Source organism: Ruegeria sp. B1 (assembly GCF_056535885.1).
The window spans coordinates 2,973,994-2,993,605 of sequence record NZ_JBQFJA010000001.1 but is presented as its reverse complement, the minus strand read 5'-3'; the positions used below and the strand labels follow the sequence as shown (position 1 = coordinate 2,993,605).

The window sequence follows — 19,612 nt, the reverse complement described above, 5'->3', positions numbered from 1 at the left end:
GTGCCATGCGCATTGCACGAGACCTCGCTGACGCAGTCGGCAAAACACCGTTGATCCGGCTGCGCCGCATCAGTGACGAGACCGGATGCGAAATTCTCGGAAAAGCCGAGTTCATGAATCCGGGCCAGTCCGTAAAAGACCGCGCAGCACTCTATATCATTCGCGACGCCGTCGCACGCGGTGATCTGAAACCGGGCGGCACGATTGTCGAAGGGACAGCGGGCAACACCGGTATCGGGTTGGCTCTGGTCGGGGCCTCGATGGGGTTCAAGACCGTGATTGTCATCCCGGAAACGCAGTCTGAAGAGAAAAAAGACATGCTGCGTCTGGCAGGGGCCCAACTTGTGCAGGTTCCGGCCGCGCCGTATCGCAACCCCAACAATTTCGTACACTATTCCCGTCGTCTGGCCGAGGAACTGGCGCAAAGCGAACCCAACGGTGCGATCTGGGCCAATCAGTTTGACAACGTCGCCAACCGTCAGGCGCATGTGGAAACCACCGGTCCTGAAATCTGGGAACAGACCGACGGCAAGGTGGACGGGTTCATCTGCGCCGTGGGTTCGGGTGGCACGTTGGCCGGTGTGGCCGACGCGTTGCAGCCCAAGGGCGTCAAGATCGGTCTGGTCGATCCAATGGGCGCGGGCCTCTATTCCTATTACACCACTGGCGAAATCGCGATGGAGGGCAGTTCCATAGCCGAAGGCATCGGACAGGTCCGGATCACCAAAAACCTCGAAGGTTTCAAGCCGGATTATTCCTACCAGATGACCGACACTGAGGCCTTGCCATACATCTTCAATCTGCTGCGCGAAGAAGGTCTGGTTATGGGAGGCTCTACCGCGATCAATATGGCTGGGGCCGTTCGTCTGGCCAAGGACCTGGGGCCGGGCCATACAATCGTAACCATCTTATGCGATTACGGCACCCGCTATCAGTCCAAACTGTTCAACCCTGAATTCCTACGGGAAAAAGAACTGCCGGTGCCTGACTGGATGACCGAAGCTCCGCGCAGTATTCCCGGCGTTTTCGAGGACGTGTGATGCTCCGGCAGGTCCGCCTGTTTCTTGTCCTTGTCACCCTGTGCCTGATCGGTTTCAGCGGCGCCGCACAGGCGCAGCTGTCGGATCGACAGAGCGAGTACTATCAGGGTTGGATCAGAACGGCGGACCGGGCCGAGGCGGTGATCGACACGAACCGTGCGTCGAACGCCGCGATGGAGAATTTACGTTCAGAAATAAATGGCTATCGCGAAGACTTCAATCGAGCACGCGGTGCAAATACGGAACGCATTCAAACACTCGAAAGCCAGTTGACGGCTCTTGGGCCCAAGCCCGAAGGTGATGCCACAGAACCCGAAGACATCGCCCTGTTGCGCGAGCATTTAGAAAATCAGCTCAACAGCCTGCGGGTTCCGCGGATTATCTCCGAAGAAGCCTTTAGCCGCGCCAACGGGTTGATCAGTGAAATCGACCAAATCCTCCGTGATCGTCAGAAGAAAGAGCTGCTTGAAAAAGGGCCGTCGCCGATCAATCCGGTTTATTGGGGCCCGGCCTGGGTCGATGTCAAAGAAGCTGTTCGCAGCCTTGTCAACGAAACCGTCGAGAACATGCGAACGGACGTTGTGCGCGAGCAAATCACCAATCGTGGATTGGGTATATTTGTATTGCTGGCGGTGTCGGCCGTTTTGCTGATCTTTGGAAAATACTGGTCAGAAAAGGGTGGGGATTATCTGCGCAGGTTCGGCGGCAGCGGCGCGGGCGCGTGGACCTTTGTGATTTCCCTGCTTCGGATCATTTTGCCCTGGATCGGCGTTGTCGCCGCGGTCACGGCAATTGATCTGACCGATGTTCTGGGGCTGCGCGGGACACTTCTGCTGGAAGAGGTTCCGTATTGGGCGGCGATCATCCTGTTTTATGATTGGATCGGTCGCCAGATATACGTGATGAGCGCGGCAAGCGATTTCAAACGTATTTCCCCAGCCAGAATTACCGAACTGCGTGTTTATATCGATTTCCTTGCCGTCATGCTGATCCTGCATGAACTTGCGCTGCTGTTCGAGCAGATCGAAAACATCTCAGATGCGACGCGGGCGGTGGTCACCTTCCCCGTGATCGTAGCGACGGCACTTTTGCTGCTGCGAATTCGACATATCCGGACCAACGAAATTCAGGGTGATGGGTCGGATCAGAACACCACCGTGCGTGCCGCCGGGTTTACACAAGTGATCGAGTTTCTGCGCCGCGCCGTATTTCTGCTGGGCATCATAACCCCGTTGCTGGCGGTTTTTGGCTATATCAACGCCGCCGAAGCGATTGTGTTTCCGGCTGTAAAAACGCTCGTCCTCATCGCTGCGTTGGTCATATTTCAACGCTTTATCAGCCAGGTCTACGGTTGGATCACAGGGCAGGGCGATGCGGCAAGGGACTCGCTGTTTGCTGTACTGGTCGGGTTTGCCTTGTCGATCCTGGCATTGCCCATCCTGGCGATCTATTGGGGCGCACGTGAAGCGGACTTGCTGGAAGTCTGGTCTCGGCTGTTACAGGGCTTCAATATTGGTGGGATCACGATTTCGCCCAGCAACTTCCTGACCTTTGTCGCCGTGTTCGTGATTGGCTATGCGCTGACGCGGCTGTTGCAAAGCGGGCTTCGAAACTCGCTGCTGCCCAAGACCAGCATCGATCCGGGCGGACAAAACGCTATTGTGGCCGGTTCGGGGTATGTGGGGATTTTCCTGGCGGCCTTGGTCGCCATCATGGTCGCAGGCTTCGATTTGTCTTCGCTTGCCATTGTCGCCGGTGCCTTGTCTGTCGGCATTGGCTTTGGGTTACAAACAATTGTGTCGAACTTCGTGTCGGGTATCATCCTGTTGGTTGAGCGCCCGATTTCCAAAGGCGACTGGATCGATGTGAACGGAATGATGGGCTATGTCCGCGACATTTCGGTGCGGTCCACGCGGATCGAGACCTTTGATCGGACGGATGTCATTGTCCCGAACTCGGATCTGATCAGCGGCGTGGTGACAAACTACACACGCGGCAACACAATTGGCCGCGTGATTGTGCCTATTGGCGTGGCCTATGGCACGGACACCAGCAAGGTCGAATCCATTCTGGGTGAAATTGCCAATGGCCATCCGATGGTGCTGGCGAATCCGGCGCCCAGCGTGGTGTTCCAGGGGTTTGGCGCGGATTCCCTGGATTTCGAAATCCGCGCGATTCTGCGGGACGTGAACTGGGTTCTGTCGGTGAAATCCGATATGAACCACCAGATCAACCAGCGCTTCGCCGAAGAGGGTATCGAGATTCCCTTTGCTCAGCGCGATTTGTGGCTGCGTAACCCGGAGGTCTTGCACGGATCCACGGCGCTATCCACGGACACGTCGGAGGCAGGGCAAGCACCGGCCAAAGACGCATCACCCAGACCCGCCACGTTGACTGAAAAGGATCTGGATCCGGACGGTGGCGACGAAGTCTGACCTTGGTCTGGCCGATTTCACGGCGGACTTACGCGGCTGGAAAACGAGGACCGGTTTCACGGGTTCGGTTCCCGGGTCAATTTGAGGAGGCTTGGTCGGAAACCCGCTATTGAGCCCTTGCAAATCCGGATGTGTTGGTCCAAACATCGCCGGCACGGAGAGGTGGCCGAGTGGTCGAAGGCGCACGCCTGGAAAGTGTGTAGGCGGGAAACCGTCTCCAGGGTTCGAATCCCTGTCTCTCCGCCATTCCCCGCCGAGTGTGTGGCGGGCTCTCACACCTTACTTGACGATCTTTTTGCGGACTTTTTTGCCGTTCGATGCGGACAATAGACATCACAAAGGAGGCGGTTCATTATCGGTAGGATGAAGTATGAATTTCGTCTGGCAATGCCAACAGATGCCGAAGCATGCTCCCAGATCATTCAAGATTGGGGCGATGAAACACCGTGGATGGTTCCATTAGATAACCTTGCTCCCATGACAGAGTTTTGGAGCAGCATATTCGATGAAGAGATAGGGTGGGTCGCACATAAAAATGGCCGCATCTTGGGGTTTTGTGCCCGTACTGAAGACAACATTACGGGGCTCTACGTTGCGGAGGAAGCGCGTGGCAACGGTATAGGCAAGGCATTGCTGGACCTAGCCAAAGAAGATCGGCAGTGGATCACAGTGTGGGCATATGAGAAAAACGAAGATGCGCGACGATTTTACCGCCGTGAGGATCTCATCGAAATTGGTCGTGAGATGGAAGTGTTTGACGATGGATCAAGCCTAATAGACGTTGAGCACAGGTGGACTAGGGTCGATTAGTTCTAGGTCGCTTTGAACCCAGAGCGGACGTTGCAAAACCAGCACGCCGGTCAACGAGCGGGCAGGGAGGACGCTCACGCCAGACGGACAGTGCGTTAGTCGCCGGTTTCGGTGTCTTCATCGAGGCATGCGAAGTCGGCTTAGACTTAGTTACCAGCCGCCACCAGTTGTTGTACTGGTAGCCGTCGCTGCAGTTCCGGCCGATGCAACAGCGGCCGAAGCAAGAGAAACCGCCGCAACTCCGGTTGTTGTGGTTACAACCCCACCGGCGACTTTCTCGAGATCCTCTTCGCCAAGCTCCCCATCGCCTTGGATCTCCTCTTGGAAAGCGACCATGTCATCCTTGGTCCAATTCAAACCCAAGGATGCCGCATGTGCGATCTGTCCATCGAGATCCGTGGCGCCGATTTCTTTGGCTCTGGCGCGCAATTCTGGATCAGCGGCGCAACGACGGGCATACTCCTTTAGGTTTTCAACACTCATGCCAAATCTCCCATAGACTAAAACAGTCGTATTGATTTTCTTAACACAGATGCCTGCTGATAGCCACTTGAAACGAGCTTTCGATGACCGGTCTTCACCGGGCTCAAAGTCGTTGCATGCGGCGCGGCATTTTGAAGGAGCATAGACGTAGCCGACCGAGGCAGTGCGACTGCGTATCGTTTCGCAGAACTGATCATGAAAGTTCGGCATCCAATCTCTTTATCGGGGCGCGATGGCGACCGAACAGGTCGCGTTATCGACCCACGTGGCCCGCCGCAGGATTGATTTTGTTGACGACGCACCGGAATGGCCTTGTGTCTCTCGGCGTGATCCCGTTTCAAGTGCCAAAGCCCACGCGATCGGACAAGATCCGGCTTGTCGGTCTGGTTCACCTGTCACACACTGATCCGATACCGTTTTTCCACATTGTGTTCGGAAAAGATGTTTTGGGTATCTCTGCCGGGATTTGTAATCCTGTCCCGGTAAAGCTCTTTTTGTTTCATCAAAGGTACTTTAAACGTCTCTATATGGTTGAGACCTCGCCATACCTCATTGCAGTCGATGGCGGTGGCACGCGCTGCCGGTTTGCGATGATTACGCCGGGCGGTCAGCTGGACGTCACGCTGGGCAGCGCAAATGTATTTTCTGATCGCAGCACGGCAGTAAAGACACTTAACACGGGATTGGCGTATCTGGCGGATCAGGCAGGAATGCCCCGCGCGGATTTGAGCGGCGTCCCGGTTTATGCCGGTCTGGCTGGTGTGACCGATTCCAAAGTAGCATCCGAAGTGGCGCAGCAGTTGCAATCGCGCATTGTCCAAATCGAGGATGATCGCAGATCGGCGGTTGTGGGCGCGTTGGGCGCGCGAAACGGCTGTCTGATTGGCATTGGAACCGGGTCGTTTCTGGCCAGACAGATTGACGGAGACATCCGTTTCGCCGGCGGCTATGGGCCGCTGATTGGGGATGAGGCTTCCGGCAACTGGCTGGGGGCGCATGTTTTGCGGCGTGTTCTGTTGGCCATGGATGGATTATGTCCGCACAGCCCGTTAACGCGGGATATCGGAGCCCGGTTCGGGAATGATCCGTTTGAAATCGTGGCGTTTTCAAGGGCGTCCGGCGCCGCAGACATCGCGGGTTTTGCCCCACAGATCGTCGCAGCCGCAAAGGCGGGCGATCCTGTTGCAAGGGACGTGATGCGCATAGGCGCCGAGTATATTGTCGACGGACTGCGGGCCATTGGCTGTTCCGGGCGAGAACCTGTCTGCGCCGTCGGCGGGGTGGCCCCGCATTACATCGATTATCTGCCGGAAGGGATTCGGCGGAACCTCGTCGAGCCCGCAGGAACCGCACTGGACGGGGCCGTTCAATTGGCGCGCAGGTTGGCGGACCGGGTCAGGGTTCGGGTGCCATGACGGCAAAAACGGTATGAACGGCCCGCTTCAGGTCATGGTCGGTGCGGATGTTCTGACCCCGGACGGTGTGCTGCAAGAGCACGCCTTGCTGCATCGCGACGGCGTGATTGAGGCCGTCACACCCGTCGCCAATTTAGAGCCAGCGGGTGAACGCATCGCGCTGGAAGGGGGTCTTTTGGCGCCGGGCTTTGTGGATCTTCAGGTCAACGGCGGCGGTGGCGCGATGTTCAATAATGCGCCGGATGTCGAGACCTTGCGCCGCATGGCGGACGCGCATGTCCGGATTGGCGCGACCTCAATTCTGCCCACGCTGATCACCGACACGCCCGAGGTGACCGGGCAGGCGGTGGCCGCCGTCATCGACGCCATTGCTGAGGGCATACCGGGCATCCTTGGCCTGCATCTGGAGGGGCCGCACCTGTCACCGTCGCGCAAGGGTGCACATGACGCAACCCTGATCCGGCCCATGCAACAGCCGGATTTAGAGAGGATACTGGCGGCGGCGGCCAAATTGCCGCTTCTCAAGGTCACTGTCGCACCTGAGAGCGTTTCCACCGCCCAGATCAGCGCGATGGCGCAAGCCGGTGTTCTCGTCTCGCTCGGCCATAGCGATGCAGGTTTTGCCGCCTGTGCGGCTGCGGCCCGGGCCGGGGCCCGTTGCGTCACGCATTTGTTCAACGCTCAAAGCCAGATGGGAAATCGCGAGCCGGGAACCGTTGGGGCCGCCTTGGCGTTGGGAGAGTTCTCTGCGGGGATGATCGCTGATGGTATTCATGTGCACCCGACCTGTATGCGCAACGCGATTCACGCCAAAGCGGGTCCCGGGCGTATCTTTCTGGTCAGTGATGCGATGGCGACGGCGGGGTCGGATATCACATGTTTTCAGCTCAACGGCCGAAAAATTCACCGCGCTGGTAACCGTCTGACGCTGGCCGACGGCACCTTGGCGGGGGCGCATCTGGAATTGCTTGACGCGGCTCGGACCCTCTCTGATCTGGCGGATGTCGCCTTTCCCGAGGCGCTGGACATGGCCGGTCGCTACCCGGCGGATTTGATCGGTCAGTCTCACATCGGGCGCCTGTCGCGGGGTGCGAGAGCCGACTTCCTGCATATCGGACGGACAGGCGGGTTGGAGAAAATCTGGCAGCAGGGCCGCGAGATCGTACCCCAGCGCGTGCCGTGATAGACTGTTTAGCTGTGCCCCTATCGCAGGGTGCACTTGATCATCCTGTCACAAGGCGGACGTCATCGCCGCGAGAATGGCGTGATGCAGCGACCCTGCGGACGCGCGTGGACCATATATACTGAACTGTTCCTCAGAGTGGCACAGCACGATACACCCCAGATGATGGATGACCGTTCGGGACGCATCGCCCGCCGTCATCCGGCTTGTGTTCAGCGGGCACAGAAGTTCAAGAACCACCGAAAGACCAGTGCCGCCCAAGTCAAAGCGAACCCATGCGTCGGTCTGCTCGGTCACTGAGGCCGCCGCGCCGACACCTTGACGGACATGCTCCGCAAGGTCCTCATGCGTATCGAACGGGGCCTCAACCAGCCACTGATCCGGGCCGATCCAGATGGCGATCAGAGATGTGCCGTCGAACCTCTCGATCCCTGGCGCGGACGCACCCGTCAGCTTTTTTAAGGCCTTTTCCGTCTTGCCTTTCTGCCCCATCCGTGCGGCTACAGAAGCCAGCGCAACATCGGGCATTTCGGTGCATGTGACCGTCGCGATGGTGTCAGTGCGAGGACCTGATCCGCCAAGGGCGGTGACGGCAGCAAGATCATGCACGGAGCCGTTCTCCTTCGGGATCGACAAAATGGGCCGAGACAACTTCAACCTCTGTCTCCTGGTCGGTCAGCGGTGACACGAGGCGCAGCACCTCACCCTGCCGCGCATCACCGTTTTTCAGGAAGCCCAGCCCGATGTGGCTTTCCAAAGCCGGTGAGTAGGCCGCCGAGGTGACGTAGCCCTGATCATGCGCCGCATCGACGGGACCCGTTGCAGTCATCAGATGCGCACCGGCTGTGACCGGGTCTTCGGGATTTACAGGCTTTAGACCCACCAGCATCAATTGCCCCGGCGCGTTCAGGGCCTCCCGTTCGGACAGGATCGAGCCGATGCTGTCTTTTTTCTTGGACACCATCCGCCCCATGCCAAGATTCAGCGCCGTGGTTGTGCCATTCAACTCGTTGCCCACCGCATGGCCTTTTTCGATCCGCATGACGCCCAGTGCCTCGGTTCCATAGGGCACAACGTCGAATTCCTTACCCTCTTGCATCAGGCGGCGCATCAGCGCGTCGCCGTATCGCGACGGCACCGCGATCTCGAACGCCAGCTCACCCGAGAAGGAAATCCGGAACAGCCGGGCGCGCAGGCCGCCGCACACCGTGATATTGGCACAGGCCATAAAGGGGAAAGCGTCGTTTGAGATGTCGAACTCAGGATCGACGATTTTCTGCAGCAGCTTGCGGGAGTTTGGCCCGGCCACAGCATATTGCGCCCAGGCTTCGGTGGTCGAGATCAGCTGGACATCCAGATCCGGGAACAGGCATTGGCGCACAAATTCCATGTGGCGGTAGACGCTCACCGCGTTGGCGGTGGTTGTGGTGACCACAAAGTGGTCTTCGGCCAGCCGCGCCGCCGTGCCGTCATCCATCGCCATGCCATCTTCGCGCAGCATCAGGCCATAGCGGGTCTTGCCAACAGCGAGCTTGGCAAAGCCGTTACAGTAGACCTTGTTGAGAAACTCTGCCGCATCTGTTCCCTGCACGTCGATTTTTCCAAGCGTCGTACAGTCACACACACCGACCGAGGCGCGGGTCTGGCGCACCTCGCGGTCGACCGACCGGCGCCAGTGGGTTTCACCCGGAAGCGGGAACCATTGCGCGCGCAGCCAGTTGCCAACCTCGACAAACACAGCGCCGCGTTCTTTGGCCCAGTAGTGCGAGGGCGTCAGGCGGGTGGGGTGGAAGTCCGGCCCCTTCATACGACCGGCGAATGTTGCAATCGGCACAGGTGTGTAAGGTGGGCGGAATATTGTGGTGCCGGTTTCCGGGATCGATTTGCCGGCAAGCTCGGCCATGATGGCCAGACCACCGATATTCGAGGTCTTGCCCTGATCGGTCGCCATGCCCAGCGTGGTGTAGCGTTTGAGATGCTCGACCGAGCGAAAGCCCTCCTGATGGCTGAGCTTCACATCCTTGACGGTCACGTCGTTCTGCTGATCCAGCCAGGCGCGGGAACAGCCCTGCACATACCAGAACGGTTTCTGGGCAATGGGTGTGTCTTCAGCCTCGGGCAGGTCGGGTACAGCCTTTTTCAGGTCCAGCGCCGCCGCCGCAGCCTCTGCGCCCGATTGCAGCGCGCCATGCGTCGACATCGCCCCGTTTGCCGCACCGGCCACACGCATACCGGGCGGCATGTCAGCACCGGGGACAAACGCGGCAAGGTTGTCATTCCAGACCGGGCGTCCGCGATGATGGCAGGTCAGATGCACGTTTGGGTTCCAGCCGCCGGACACACCCAACGCGCCGCATTCCAGCGTCCGGGTTGAACCATCCGCCAGTTCGACCTCAACAAAGCTCAGACCCAGGCGGCCCTTGGTATCAACGACTTGCGCGCCAGCAAGCACTTCGTAATCGTAGCTCATTGGCGCATCCGGTCGAACGTCCACAACGGCTGCGATCTTAACGCCCTTGGCGCGCAGGTCTTCCGCCGTCCGGTGTCCGTCATCGTTGTTGGTAAAGACCGCGACTTTTTGCGACGCCGTCACAGCAAATCGGTTGGCATAGCTGCGCATGGCGCCGGCCAGCATGATGCCGGGCCGATCGTTGTTATCGAAAGCGATCGGTCGCTCGGTCGCACCTGCGCACAGCACTGCGCGCTTGGTATAGATGCGCCACAGGATTTGCCGAGGCTTGCCAGCGGGCAGGGTGGCCACGTGATCCCCGGTGCGTTCAACCGCGCCATAGATACCGTGATCGAACGCTCCGATCACGGTTGTCCGCGCCATCAGGCGCACATTGGGCAGCGCGGACAGTTCGGCCACGGTCTTGGCGGCCCAATCGCTGGCCGCGCCATCACCCACCGACATTTTTTCACTGTTGAGGCGCCCGCCCAGGACAAAATCCTCGTCTGCCAGAATGACATCCGCCCCGGCGCGTCCGGCGGTCAGCGCGGCCATCAGCCCGGCGGGACCCGCGCCAATGATCAGCAGATCGCAATGACGGAACCCTTTGTCGTAATCATCGGGGTCGTCCTGCATCGATAGGGACCCAAGACCCGCCGCGCGGCGGATCATCGGTTCGTACAGCTTTTCCCAGAAGGCTGCGGGCCACATGAAGGTCTTGTAGTAAAAACCGGCGGTTAGAAAACGCGAGAACAGATCGTTGATCCCCAGCGCGTCGAATCTCAGGCTGGGCCAACGGTTCTGAGACCGCGCGTCAAGACCGTCGAACATCTCGGCCGTTGTAGCGCGCGTGTTCGGCTCTTGTCGAGCGCCGGTGCGCAATTCGACAATGCCGTTGGGTTCCTCAGACCCGGCTGTCAGCAAACCGCGCGGGCGATGATATTTGAATGACCGCCCAATCAGCCGCACATCGTTGGCCAGCAACGCCGAGGCGAGCGTGTCGCCGGGATGCGCCGTGTAACTGCGGTTGTCGAAACGAAAGGTCAGGAGGTTGTTGCGGTCGATCTGACCGCCGCTAAGCCGGTTCACCTGGGTCATTTGGACCGCCCCCGGGCCCGGGCCACGTCACGGGCCAGTTCCACCTTTGATATCTCGTGGGTCAACGTATCGCGCGTCACGACCAGCCAGGAGCGGTCTCCGCCCTCGTGATACCAGAGCTCTTGATGCGCACCCGCCGGATTGTCGCGCAGATAGGCATAGTCATAGAACGCCTCGGCGGCGTTTTCAGCCTGCCAGTCGGGGCGGTCGATCAGCGATGCATCACCCAGATACACGAATTCCGAACTGTCGCGGGGACCCAGAAGGGGATGGTTGATGATCATGCGTTTATCCCCTCAATGCAGGTTGGGCTGGTTGCCCGCCCCGCGTTCGTCAATCATCCGCCCGGTTCGGAACCGATCCATCCGGTAGGCCGTTGCAACCGGGTGCGGTTCGTCCTGCGACAACAGATGGGCAAAGCAATAACCGGACGCCGGGGTCGCCTTGAACCCGCCATAACACCAGCCGCCGTTGAAATAGAGCCCTTCGATCGGGGTGCGGTCGATGATCGGAGAGCCATCCATCGACATGTCCATCACGCCGCCCCACATCCGCAGCAGCCGCGCCCGGCCAATCATTGGCATCAGGGCCATTCCGCCCTCGCAGACGTCTTCGACAACCGGCAGATTACCGCGCTGCGCGTAGGTGTTGTACCCGTCGATGTCGCCGCCAAAAACCAGCCCGCCCTTGTCTGACTGGCTGATGTAAAAGTGCCCGGCGCCAAAGGTGATGACGCTCGGCAATACAGGTTTCAGGCCTTCCGAGACAAAGGCCTGGAGCACGTGACTTTCGATGGGCAGGCTCAGACCGGCCATGCCCATCAACCGCCCCGAGTTGCCAGCAACGGCACAGCCGACCTTGCCCGCGCCGATAAAGCCTTTCGAGGTTTCCACGCCAAGGCACTTTCCGTTTTCAATGCGAAGGCCGGTGACTTCGCAGTTTTGGATGATATCAACACCGAAACCATCCGCAGACCGCGCATATCCCCATGCAACCGCATCGTGGCGCACCGTCCCGCCGCGCCGTTGTACCAGCCCGCCCCTGATCGGGAACCGCGCATCGTCGAAGTTCAGATAGGGATGCTCTTTGCGAACCTGATCCGCATCCAGCAGCTCGGCATCTGCCCCGTTCAGGATCATCGCATTACCGCGGCGGGTATAGGCGTCGCGCTGCGCATCAGAATGGATCAGATTGATAATTCCGCGCTGGCTGACCATGGCGTTGTAGTTCAGGTCCTGTTCCAGACCTTCCCACAGGTTCAGCGAGAACTCGTAAAAGGGCTCATTCCCGTCCAACAGATAATTCGAGCGGATAATGGTTGTGTTCCGCCCAACGTTTCCACTGCCGATCCAGCCTTTTTCAATCACGGCGACTTTGCACTTGCCATAGACCTTTGCGAGGTAGTGTGCCGTCGCCAATCCATGGCCGCCACCGCCAACAATGATGATGTCATAATGCGGTTTTGGTTCTGGGTCCCGCCATGCCGGTTTCCAGCCTTTGTGGCCGCTGAGGGCCTGTTTGATGACCTGAAAGCCGGAATATCGCATGAATCGGACCTTTTTTCCCATATTTCAATTCTCTGCGCGTTTTTGACACTCTCGATTCCGACATCAGAGGCAATAAATCGGACGCGATTGCGACATTTGCTGCGCGCGATTCAGAAATCAATCACGCTGATGGCGCAACCCTGCAATTTGCGGTACCTGAGATCGGATCAGGCACTCAACGCACCACAGAATCGGAGGTTTTTCGTGAAACTGCAAAACCCGAACTTTCAGGCCCCTCAGGATGCAGCCGATCGCAAGGCCATAAAGCCGGTCATTTGTTACCCGCCCGATACGCTTGATCCACCGGATTTGAGCGGTCTGGACCAGTTGCGGCAACAATCTCAAAAGACGGGTGAAATTACTGCGCCACCGCGCGATGCGGCCTGTATCGAAGTGCCGGCGGGCGCGTTCTTTCGGATCGTTTCGGTTCAGGGCGCGCAGGTGGGCGATCTGAATCTGTGGAACAAACACGATCTGACCGAGCGCTTTTACTCAGGTAAAACCCGCGCCTTGCATGGCACCCACCTGTCGACCGGAGACCGCATGTGGTCGAGCTTTCCGAATATGCGCCCCATGGCGACGATCGTGAGTGATACGCTGGATTGGTACGGGTTCGATGAGTTTGGAGGGTCTGTTCACGATGTGATTGGAACGCGCTGCGACCCGTATACCGGGCAGTTGCTTTCCGGGGATGACTATCATTACTGCTGTCATTCCAACCTGACGCGTGCGCTGGCCAGTCACTGTGATCTACCGTTGCACGAGGCGGAGATGCATGTGCACGATGTGTTGAACGTGTTCATGTGCACCGGGTTCACGCGGGACACCGGCCAGTACTTTATGAAAGCCAGCCCCGTGCGCCCCGGCGACTATCTCGAGTTTTTTGCTGAGATCGACCTGATCGTGGGCCTGTCCGCCTGTCCGGGTGGGGATTGTTCGTCAGAACACTCGTCGGATACCGCTGCGTGTTATCCGTTGCTGATCGAGGTGTACGACCCTGGCGAGGTGGCCCGGGCAGCGCACAGGCAGCCGCCCGTGTCTGCCTATGACCGAACCCACGGGACCGAAGGGTAGAGCCTCTGCCCGACACTGCTCACCATCCACAAGGGTTGATTTTGTGGATGTGCCGGTCCTATTTGACGATACCGAGCGAAAGGACGCGTTTTGGGCCAGCAAAAGCTGCAACCGGGCACCGGTGTTTTCTATATTAATCTGGATCGGGTGCCCGAGCGACGAACGTTCATGGAGGCACAGTTCTCAAGAGCCTGCGTTCCGGGCGCAATTCGGTTCAGCGCGACGGATGCCCAACAACCAGAAGCGTTGAAGGGCACCGGATACGTGCCAGGGGTCGGCAGCCGCTGGGGATTGAAGCAAAGCGAAATCGCATGTTTTGAAAGTCACCGCGCGGTGTGGCGACAGATGACCGACATGGATTTGCAGGCCGCTGCGATCTTTGAAGACGATGTTGAAATGTCCGCCGGGGCAGGGCGCGTTATCTCGTCCCTGCTGGCGGCCGGGGATGGTTTCGATTTCGCAAAGCTGGATTACTCGCCGCGATCCCTGCGATTTGGACCCCAAGACTACATCGCGGATATCCCAGTCCGACCGATGTTGGAAATGGCACCAAGTGCGGCAGCTTACATCCTGACGCGAGAAGGGTGCCGCAAGATGTTGGCGTGGTCTGAAACCTATTCAGATCATCTGGATGATTTTGTCTCGCTCCCTCGCCCGGACTGGCGCATGTATCAGGTGTTTCCGGCGGTGGGCGTGCAAATGATCTGGTCCAAGCACCAGGATCAGAACGTAACGCAGGTTAAGACCAGCGAACGGACACAGGATGAAACAACGAACAGCGGTTTGGACAAAGGCCCGCTGTGGTTTCGCGCCCGGCGCGAGCTATACGCTGTTCGACGCAAGCTTGGCTGGCGGTTGGGCGGTCAGGATCGCTTGTTGAAACGAGGTGGTTATGTCGGTTTCATTCCCTGCGCAGACGATCTGCGGGTCTGAGGACGGCGCCCAAGAAACGGTCGATGGCACAACCGGAAGCGGTGGATTCAACTCTAGTACGTTCGCCAACTTCATATGCGTTAACAAAAATCTCAAATTGGTATAGTGTTGCGGTGTTATTCGACGGTAGCGCCCGGGTTTTGGTGTGTCACAGACGCTTTATGAGAAATACGGTGGGTTCAAAACGATCAGCCGGGTCGTGATGTCCTTTTACGAAATGGCCTTGGATTCCGAACAGATCGGTGACTATTTCGAAGATATCGATATGCCGCGCCTGATTGATCACCAGACGAAATTCGTATCCTCTCTGATCGGCGGACCGGCATCTTTCAGCGACGACCGGATCGAGGCGGTGCATCGGCACCTCAACATCTCACATGATGATTTCGACGAGATGGCAGAACTGTTCGGTCACGCGTTGGCGCAGCACGGCGTGTCGGACGGAGACGTCAAGGTGGCCCTCAGGGCGATCGAAGGAAAACGCGCAATCATCGTTGCCCGGACTGCTGCATGAGCATCCTTGCCATCAACGAGCAGCTGTTGCGCGCCATTGGTGTCGGTGTCGCCGTTGTGCGGGCATCAGACCTGAGTTTCATCTTTTTCAACGGGTCTTTCGCCGAGTGGTTCGGTTCACCCGAAGGCGGCCAGAACCTCAGGGATTTTCTGCCCGATCTTGATCCCAAAGAGCTTGAGGATGTGAAGCAGTCCGGGCTGCGCTACTCGGTCGAATTGCAGATCAAGCCCCGGCGCCGGACATTGATCTTTGCGGTCACCGTGTCGCTGGCCAACGGGTTGGAAGATCAGGTGCTGATCATCGAATGTCAGAACATTACCCGCATTCGCGAACTGGAAAGCATGATCGACAGCTATTCGACCATGGTCGAGCGTAACACGCGAGAGTTAGAGCGTGAAAAGGAGCGGGTTGAACGCCTGCTGCTGAACCTGATGCCGCGCGCGGTGTACGAAGAGTTCAAAACCTTCGGCGTTGTCACGCCGCAACTCTATGACCAAGTGTCCGTTGTCATGCTGGATTTTGTTGGATTCACGGACTTCGCCGCAAAAACGGACCCAACCGTGACGCTCAGCGAATTGAACGATGTCTTCACGGCCTTTGACCGAATCGTTGAACAATTCGGGTGCGAGCGGATCAAGACCATCGGCGATGCCTATCTTGCCGTATCGGGCATGCCTGACCCAACCCCGGACCATGCCACTGCCGTTGCTCATTGTGCGGTTCGGTTCCTACGATATCTTGAGCGGCGCAACGAGAGCCATCCGCATAAATGGCAGGCGCGGATCGGTTTGGGTATGGGGGCTGCTGTGGGGTCCGTCGTGGGGATCCAAAAATACGTCTACGATGTCTTTGGCCCGGCCGTTAACATTGCCTCGCGCCTTCAGGTTTTTGCCAACCCGATGAACATCGTGGCGCCGGAAGAGATGAAATACGCGTTGATCGACGAGTTTCAGGTCTCGGATATGGGATGCGTCGACATCAAAGGCATGGGCGAGATGGACCTGATCAACGTGACCTCAGGCCTGAGCGTGCCACGCGGCAACAGGATGTTGTGATCATTCGTCCTGTGGGACCAGACCCAGACCCCTGAGATAAATCCCGATACCGCTTTCCAACAAATCCTCGGGCGGGAAGGGTGAGGTCGCGCCGGTGTTGCGGGCATAAAGCTCGACCACGCCGTGGCTCATCGCCCAGATATGCGCACTGAACATGGATGCCGGCGGGCGCTTTTCCGCGGGAATATGCTGGGACAGTTCCGCCGCCGCCTTTTCCAGCACGTTTCGGGCGCGGTTTGCGGCCAGGGACAGTTCCGGCGTGCGATTCAGCGAGATGCCGCTTTCGAACATGGCAATGTAGTGGCCCGGATGCTTGCGCGCAAAGGCCAGATAGGCGCGGCCGGTGGCTTCGAAGGCGGCCAGGGCAGAGGGCTGACCTTTGTCATAGGCATACTGCATCAAATCCGCGAACATCTCGAACCCTTGCCGGGCCGCCTCGGCAATCAGATCTTCGCGCCCGTGATAGTGCCGATACACCGCCGCTGGTGTAACGCCTGCGGTTTTTGCGGCCTCGGACAAGGTAAACCCGGTCGGTCCCTTTTCCTCGATAAGGGACAGCGCTGCCTCGATCAGGGCTTGTTTCAGATTCCCATGGTGGTATCCGCGTTTCGTCATCCCGGCCTCAGGTGGTTTTTGGTTCTGCTGTTGGGCATTAAAGACATAATGTCCGAAGACCGGGCCGTCCAATGTGTTCGGGAGGTAATTTATACTGAACCATCGCGCTCCCAGGCTTACGCCTCCCAGATTTCCGGGCCGCCGCAGATTTTTTCGTCAATTTCACCAAGGGCCTGCTCATCCTTTTCGTCGTAGTCCAGGCTGTGCAGAACGGTTCGGATCGCGGCAAGCCGGGCCCGTTTCTTGTCGTCCGACCGGACAATCGTCCACGGGCAGTGTTCGGTATGCGACCGCGTCAGAGTTTCGGAAATGGACTGGGTGTATTCGTCCCATTTGTCCAGACCGGCGATGTCGATCTGGCTCAGCTTCCACTGTTTCAACGGGTCGTTTTCGCGCGCCAAAAACCGGTTCAACTGCTCCGCCCGCCCGACATTCAGCCAGAACTTGAACAGGTGTATCCCATCGTTGACCAAACCTGACTCCAAGGGAAACACCTGTCGAAAAACCGCTCCCGCTCCATCGGTGTGCAGAATCCGAACACGTTTTCCACAACGCCGCGATTGTACCAGCTGCGATCGAAGAACACGATTTCCCCGGCCGCCGGCAAATGCTGAATGTATCTTTGAAAATACCACTGGCTGCGTTCGATGTCCGACGGTTTGCTCAATGCCACATTCCGGGCGCCCCGTGGGTTCAGGTTTTCGCGGAACCGCTTGATTGTTCCGCCTTTGCCTGCCGCATCCCGGCCCTCGAACAGAATCGCAATACGCTGATCGGTGTCCCGCACCCAGGACTGCATCTTGACCAGCTCAATCTGCAGCGCGTCCATTTGCTGCTGATAATCTTTGCCCTTCATCTTCTCGGAGTAGGGGTAGGTCGGGTTGAGGATATCGCCCTTTGTGGCCGCCTTGATCTCGTCACGCACGGCCTTGGGTGCGCTCTTGCGGTAATATGTGTCGATAGCGCCTTTTTCAGACCGGGCCATGTGCTGCCTCGCGGTAAAATCCATATCCCACTATGGATTAGACGGTGCGTTAACGCAAACCCGCACGCTGAGCAGCGCGATCAATCGCGGCGGCCACTTCGGGTGCTGCCACGACCTGCGGCATGTGCCCTATACCGGGCAACTCAATCAGTTCGGCGCCGGGGATTTCCTCGATCAACCGCTCAGAGTGCCAGCCTATCCCGACCGTGTCATCCGCCGTCCCATGCACGATTTCCGTGGGCACTGTGATTTCGCCATACCGAGGTTGAAGCGCGGCGACTTCATCCAGCAGATTTGCCCTTTGCTTGGCATTGGCGTGCATCGAGGCGCGCCGCATGGTCAATTCCGGCCCAAAGTGTTCGGCATAACCGTCAGGGGCTGTCTGGGGTGCAAAAACGTCATCCAGTGTTTGCGTGACAAACCAATTGGGTGCAAATGCAGTGATAAAAGGCAAGGCGAGCGTATTTCCAACAGATGTCGAGGCGAGCCGATTGAACCCGTCCAACGGCGTTTCCCAGGGGATAGCAGCAGGGGCGATCAAAACCAGCGCTGAGATATTGTCCGGACGGGTGACCGCCCAAGCAAGGGATACAGATCCGCCATAGCTTTGCCCGGCCACAATCGGTTTTTCCGCACCGAGTTCGGCAGTGGCGCGCTGCAGGATATCGGCCTGTTCTATGAGGGTCTCACCGTCGGGATTGAAACTCGCAGAGTACCCAAGACCCGGTCGGTCGAAGACGATCACGCGGTAGTTTTCCGCCAGGATCGGCGCAAGCGCGAAGGTCATATCGCGGGTGTTGCCGCTGGACCCGTGGATCAGAACCACATCCGGCCCCTGACCCATGACAACCGCATGAACCGCGATGCCGTCCACATAGATGATCTGTCCCTCAGGTGGAAACGCCGCCTCGGCCCTGGTTTCCTGTCGCATCGCCCGCCATTGCGCCAAGCCCCAGAGAAGGACCAACAGGATCAGGATAACAAGGCTGATGCGCAGCATTTGCATCACGCTCTCAGATCAGTTGTGTCTACACCAATCCGGTTGATGTCATATGGCGTGGTTTCATAGATCTCGCTGATCCAGTTGCCATAAAGCAAATGCGCGTGGCTACGCCATCTGTTTTGCGGCGTCTTCGACGGATCGTCCTCCGGATAATAGTTGACCGGAACGTTTATCGGCGTGCCGTTGGCGACGTCGCGATCGTACTCCTGTTTCAGCGTGTCACTGTCATATTCAAAGTGATTGAATATGTAGAGCGCACGATGCGCCTTGTCTTCAATCAGGCACGGTCCGACATCATCGCTTCCCAACAAGGTCGTCAGACCCCGAGCGCTATCGATTTCGTCCTGCTTCATCTCGGTCCAGCGGCTGACGGGGATCACGCAATCATCGGAAAACCCGCGCAAAAACGGCGAGGACTGATTGAGGTTCCGGTGCCGAAAACACCCGAACGCCTTAGCGTCCAGAATATGTTTCTTCACGCCGTGGAAATGGTTGATCATCGCCATTCCACCCCAGCACACGCCAAAGGTGGAATGCACGTGGGACTGCGTCCACTCAAAAACTTCACGCATTTCTGACCAGTAGGTAACGTCGTCAAACTCCAGATGTTCGATTGGCGCGCCGGTGATGATCAGCCCGTCGAATTTTTGATCCTTAACCTCCTGAAACGGACGGTAGAACTCGGCCATATGCTCGGCTGCGGTGTTCTTGGTCCGATGCTCGGTCATGCGGATCAGCGACAGGTCGATCTGCAGCGGGGTTGCCCCGATCAGACGCGCGAACTGGTTTTCGGTCTGAATCTTCTTGGGCATCAGGTTCAGCAACCCGATCCGCAACGGTCGGATATCCTGCCGCATGGCCTGATCCTCAGCCATCACCATGACGCCCTCTTGGGTCAGGACATCAAAGGCGGGCAGGTCAGAGGGGATTTTTATCGGCATTGTTTCAGGCTTTTGACCGGTTGATAGAGTGC

At 58.2% G+C, this 19,612-nt stretch carries 17 protein-coding genes, 1 tRNA gene and 1 pseudogene; 10 read left to right on the top strand and 9 right to left on the bottom strand.

The annotated features are described in order from the left end of the window. The first annotated feature begins 5 nt into the window (after positions 1–5). From ACR3ES_RS14820 to ACR3ES_RS14805, 4 genes are all read left to right on the top strand, one after another. Positions 6–1,040, top strand: a complete 1,035-nt coding sequence (locus tag ACR3ES_RS14820; RefSeq protein ID WP_170430135.1) for a cysteine synthase A — start codon at positions 6–8, stop codon at positions 1,038–1,040. Beyond that, positions 1,040–3,475 (top strand): DUF3772 domain-containing protein, encoded by a 2,436-nt coding sequence (locus ACR3ES_RS14815; protein ID WP_170430137.1) that lies wholly within the window; start codon positions 1,040–1,042, stop codon positions 3,473–3,475. The genes ACR3ES_RS14820 and ACR3ES_RS14815 overlap by 1 nt, the downstream gene beginning before the upstream one ends. Before the next feature lie 156 nt (positions 3,476–3,631). Next, positions 3,632–3,721, top strand: a tRNA-Ser gene (locus tag ACR3ES_RS14810). A 117-nt stretch (positions 3,722–3,838) separates the two neighbouring features. Continuing rightward, positions 3,839–4,285 carry a GNAT family N-acetyltransferase gene (locus ACR3ES_RS14805; RefSeq protein WP_170430139.1) on the top strand — a complete coding sequence of 149 codons (447 nt, stop codon included), beginning with the start codon at positions 3,839–3,841 and terminating at the stop codon, positions 4,283–4,285. Between the two features lie 150 nt (positions 4,286–4,435). Here the strand turns inward: ACR3ES_RS14805 and ACR3ES_RS14800 are convergent, their stop codons facing one another. Further along, entirely contained in the window at positions 4,436–4,978 is a 543-nt protein-coding gene (locus ACR3ES_RS14800) for a Nif11-like leader peptide family RiPP precursor (RefSeq protein WP_480423794.1), read from the bottom strand. An 80-nt stretch (positions 4,979–5,058) separates the two neighbouring features. On the opposite strand from ACR3ES_RS14800, the gene ACR3ES_RS14795 reads away from it, so the two are divergent. Both ACR3ES_RS14795 and nagA read left to right on the top strand, forming a co-directional pair. Then, complete coding sequence (locus tag ACR3ES_RS14795) at positions 5,059–6,183, top strand: glucosamine kinase nucleotide-binding domain-containing protein (RefSeq protein ID WP_480423793.1); 1,125 nt, start codon at positions 5,059–5,061, stop codon at positions 6,181–6,183. A 13-nt stretch (positions 6,184–6,196) separates the two neighbouring features. Further along, positions 6,197–7,366 carry an N-acetylglucosamine-6-phosphate deacetylase gene (gene nagA / locus ACR3ES_RS14790; RefSeq protein ID WP_170430145.1) on the top strand — a complete coding sequence of 390 codons (1,170 nt, stop codon included), beginning with the start codon at positions 6,197–6,199 and terminating at the stop codon, positions 7,364–7,366. A 48-nt stretch (positions 7,367–7,414) separates the two neighbouring features. On the opposite strand, the gene ACR3ES_RS14785 is transcribed toward nagA, so the two are convergent. The 4 genes from ACR3ES_RS14785 to ACR3ES_RS14770 are packed head-to-tail and all read right to left on the bottom strand — an operon-like array spanning position 7,415 to position 12,460. Further along, positions 7,415–7,975, bottom strand: a complete 561-nt coding sequence (locus ACR3ES_RS14785; protein WP_170430147.1) for an aminomethyltransferase family protein — start codon at positions 7,973–7,975, stop codon at positions 7,415–7,417. Continuing rightward, entirely contained in the window at positions 7,968–10,913 is a 2,946-nt protein-coding gene (locus ACR3ES_RS14780; protein WP_170430150.1) for a sarcosine oxidase subunit alpha family protein, read from the bottom strand. Before ACR3ES_RS14780 ends, ACR3ES_RS14785 begins: the two co-directional genes overlap by 8 nt. Then, on the bottom strand, positions 10,910–11,197 hold the full coding sequence (locus ACR3ES_RS14775) for a sarcosine oxidase subunit delta (protein WP_170430152.1): 288 nt from the start codon (positions 11,195–11,197) through the stop codon (positions 10,910–10,912). The genes ACR3ES_RS14780 and ACR3ES_RS14775 overlap by 4 nt, the downstream gene beginning before the upstream one ends. Before the next feature lie 12 nt (positions 11,198–11,209). Next, positions 11,210–12,460, bottom strand: a complete 1,251-nt coding sequence (locus ACR3ES_RS14770) for a sarcosine oxidase subunit beta family protein (RefSeq protein ID WP_170430618.1) — start codon at positions 12,458–12,460, stop codon at positions 11,210–11,212. 210 nt (positions 12,461–12,670) lie between these two features. Between ACR3ES_RS14770 and ACR3ES_RS14765 the strand changes: the two genes are divergently transcribed. From ACR3ES_RS14765 to ACR3ES_RS14750, 4 genes are all read left to right on the top strand, one after another. Then, entirely contained in the window at positions 12,671–13,534 is an 864-nt protein-coding gene (locus tag ACR3ES_RS14765) for an urea carboxylase-associated family protein (protein ID WP_480425501.1), read from the top strand. Positions 13,535–13,624: 90 nt separating this feature from the next. Then, positions 13,625–14,467 (top strand): glycosyltransferase family 25 protein, encoded by an 843-nt coding sequence (locus ACR3ES_RS14760; protein WP_170430154.1) that lies wholly within the window; start codon positions 13,625–13,627, stop codon positions 14,465–14,467. A 145-nt stretch (positions 14,468–14,612) separates the two neighbouring features. Further along, positions 14,613–14,981, top strand: coding sequence for a group I truncated hemoglobin (locus tag ACR3ES_RS14755; protein ID WP_170430155.1), 369 nt, complete (start codon positions 14,613–14,615; stop codon positions 14,979–14,981). Further along, positions 14,978–16,036 carry an adenylate/guanylate cyclase domain-containing protein gene (locus tag ACR3ES_RS14750; RefSeq protein ID WP_170430157.1) on the top strand — a complete coding sequence of 353 codons (1,059 nt, stop codon included), beginning with the start codon at positions 14,978–14,980 and terminating at the stop codon, positions 16,034–16,036. Before ACR3ES_RS14755 ends, ACR3ES_RS14750 begins: the two co-directional genes overlap by 4 nt. Here the strand turns inward: ACR3ES_RS14750 and ACR3ES_RS14745 are convergent, their stop codons facing one another. The 4 genes and pseudogenes from ACR3ES_RS14745 to metA form a co-directional block, all read right to left on the bottom strand. Then, positions 16,037–16,651, bottom strand: a complete 615-nt coding sequence (locus tag ACR3ES_RS14745; protein WP_170430159.1) for a TetR/AcrR family transcriptional regulator — start codon at positions 16,649–16,651, stop codon at positions 16,037–16,039. It lies immediately after the preceding gene. A gap of 116 nt (positions 16,652–16,767) precedes the next feature. Further along, a pseudogene (ppk2, locus tag ACR3ES_RS14740) lies at positions 16,768–17,636 on the bottom strand (polyphosphate kinase 2). A 49-nt stretch (positions 17,637–17,685) separates the two neighbouring features. Continuing rightward, on the bottom strand, positions 17,686–18,636 hold the full coding sequence (locus ACR3ES_RS14735; protein ID WP_170430621.1) for an alpha/beta fold hydrolase: 951 nt from the start codon (positions 18,634–18,636) through the stop codon (positions 17,686–17,688). 5 nt (positions 18,637–18,641) lie between these two features. Then, positions 18,642–19,580, bottom strand: a complete 939-nt coding sequence (gene metA / locus ACR3ES_RS14730; RefSeq protein WP_170430163.1) for a homoserine O-acetyltransferase MetA — start codon at positions 19,578–19,580, stop codon at positions 18,642–18,644. Positions 19,581–19,612 lie beyond the last annotated feature (32 nt).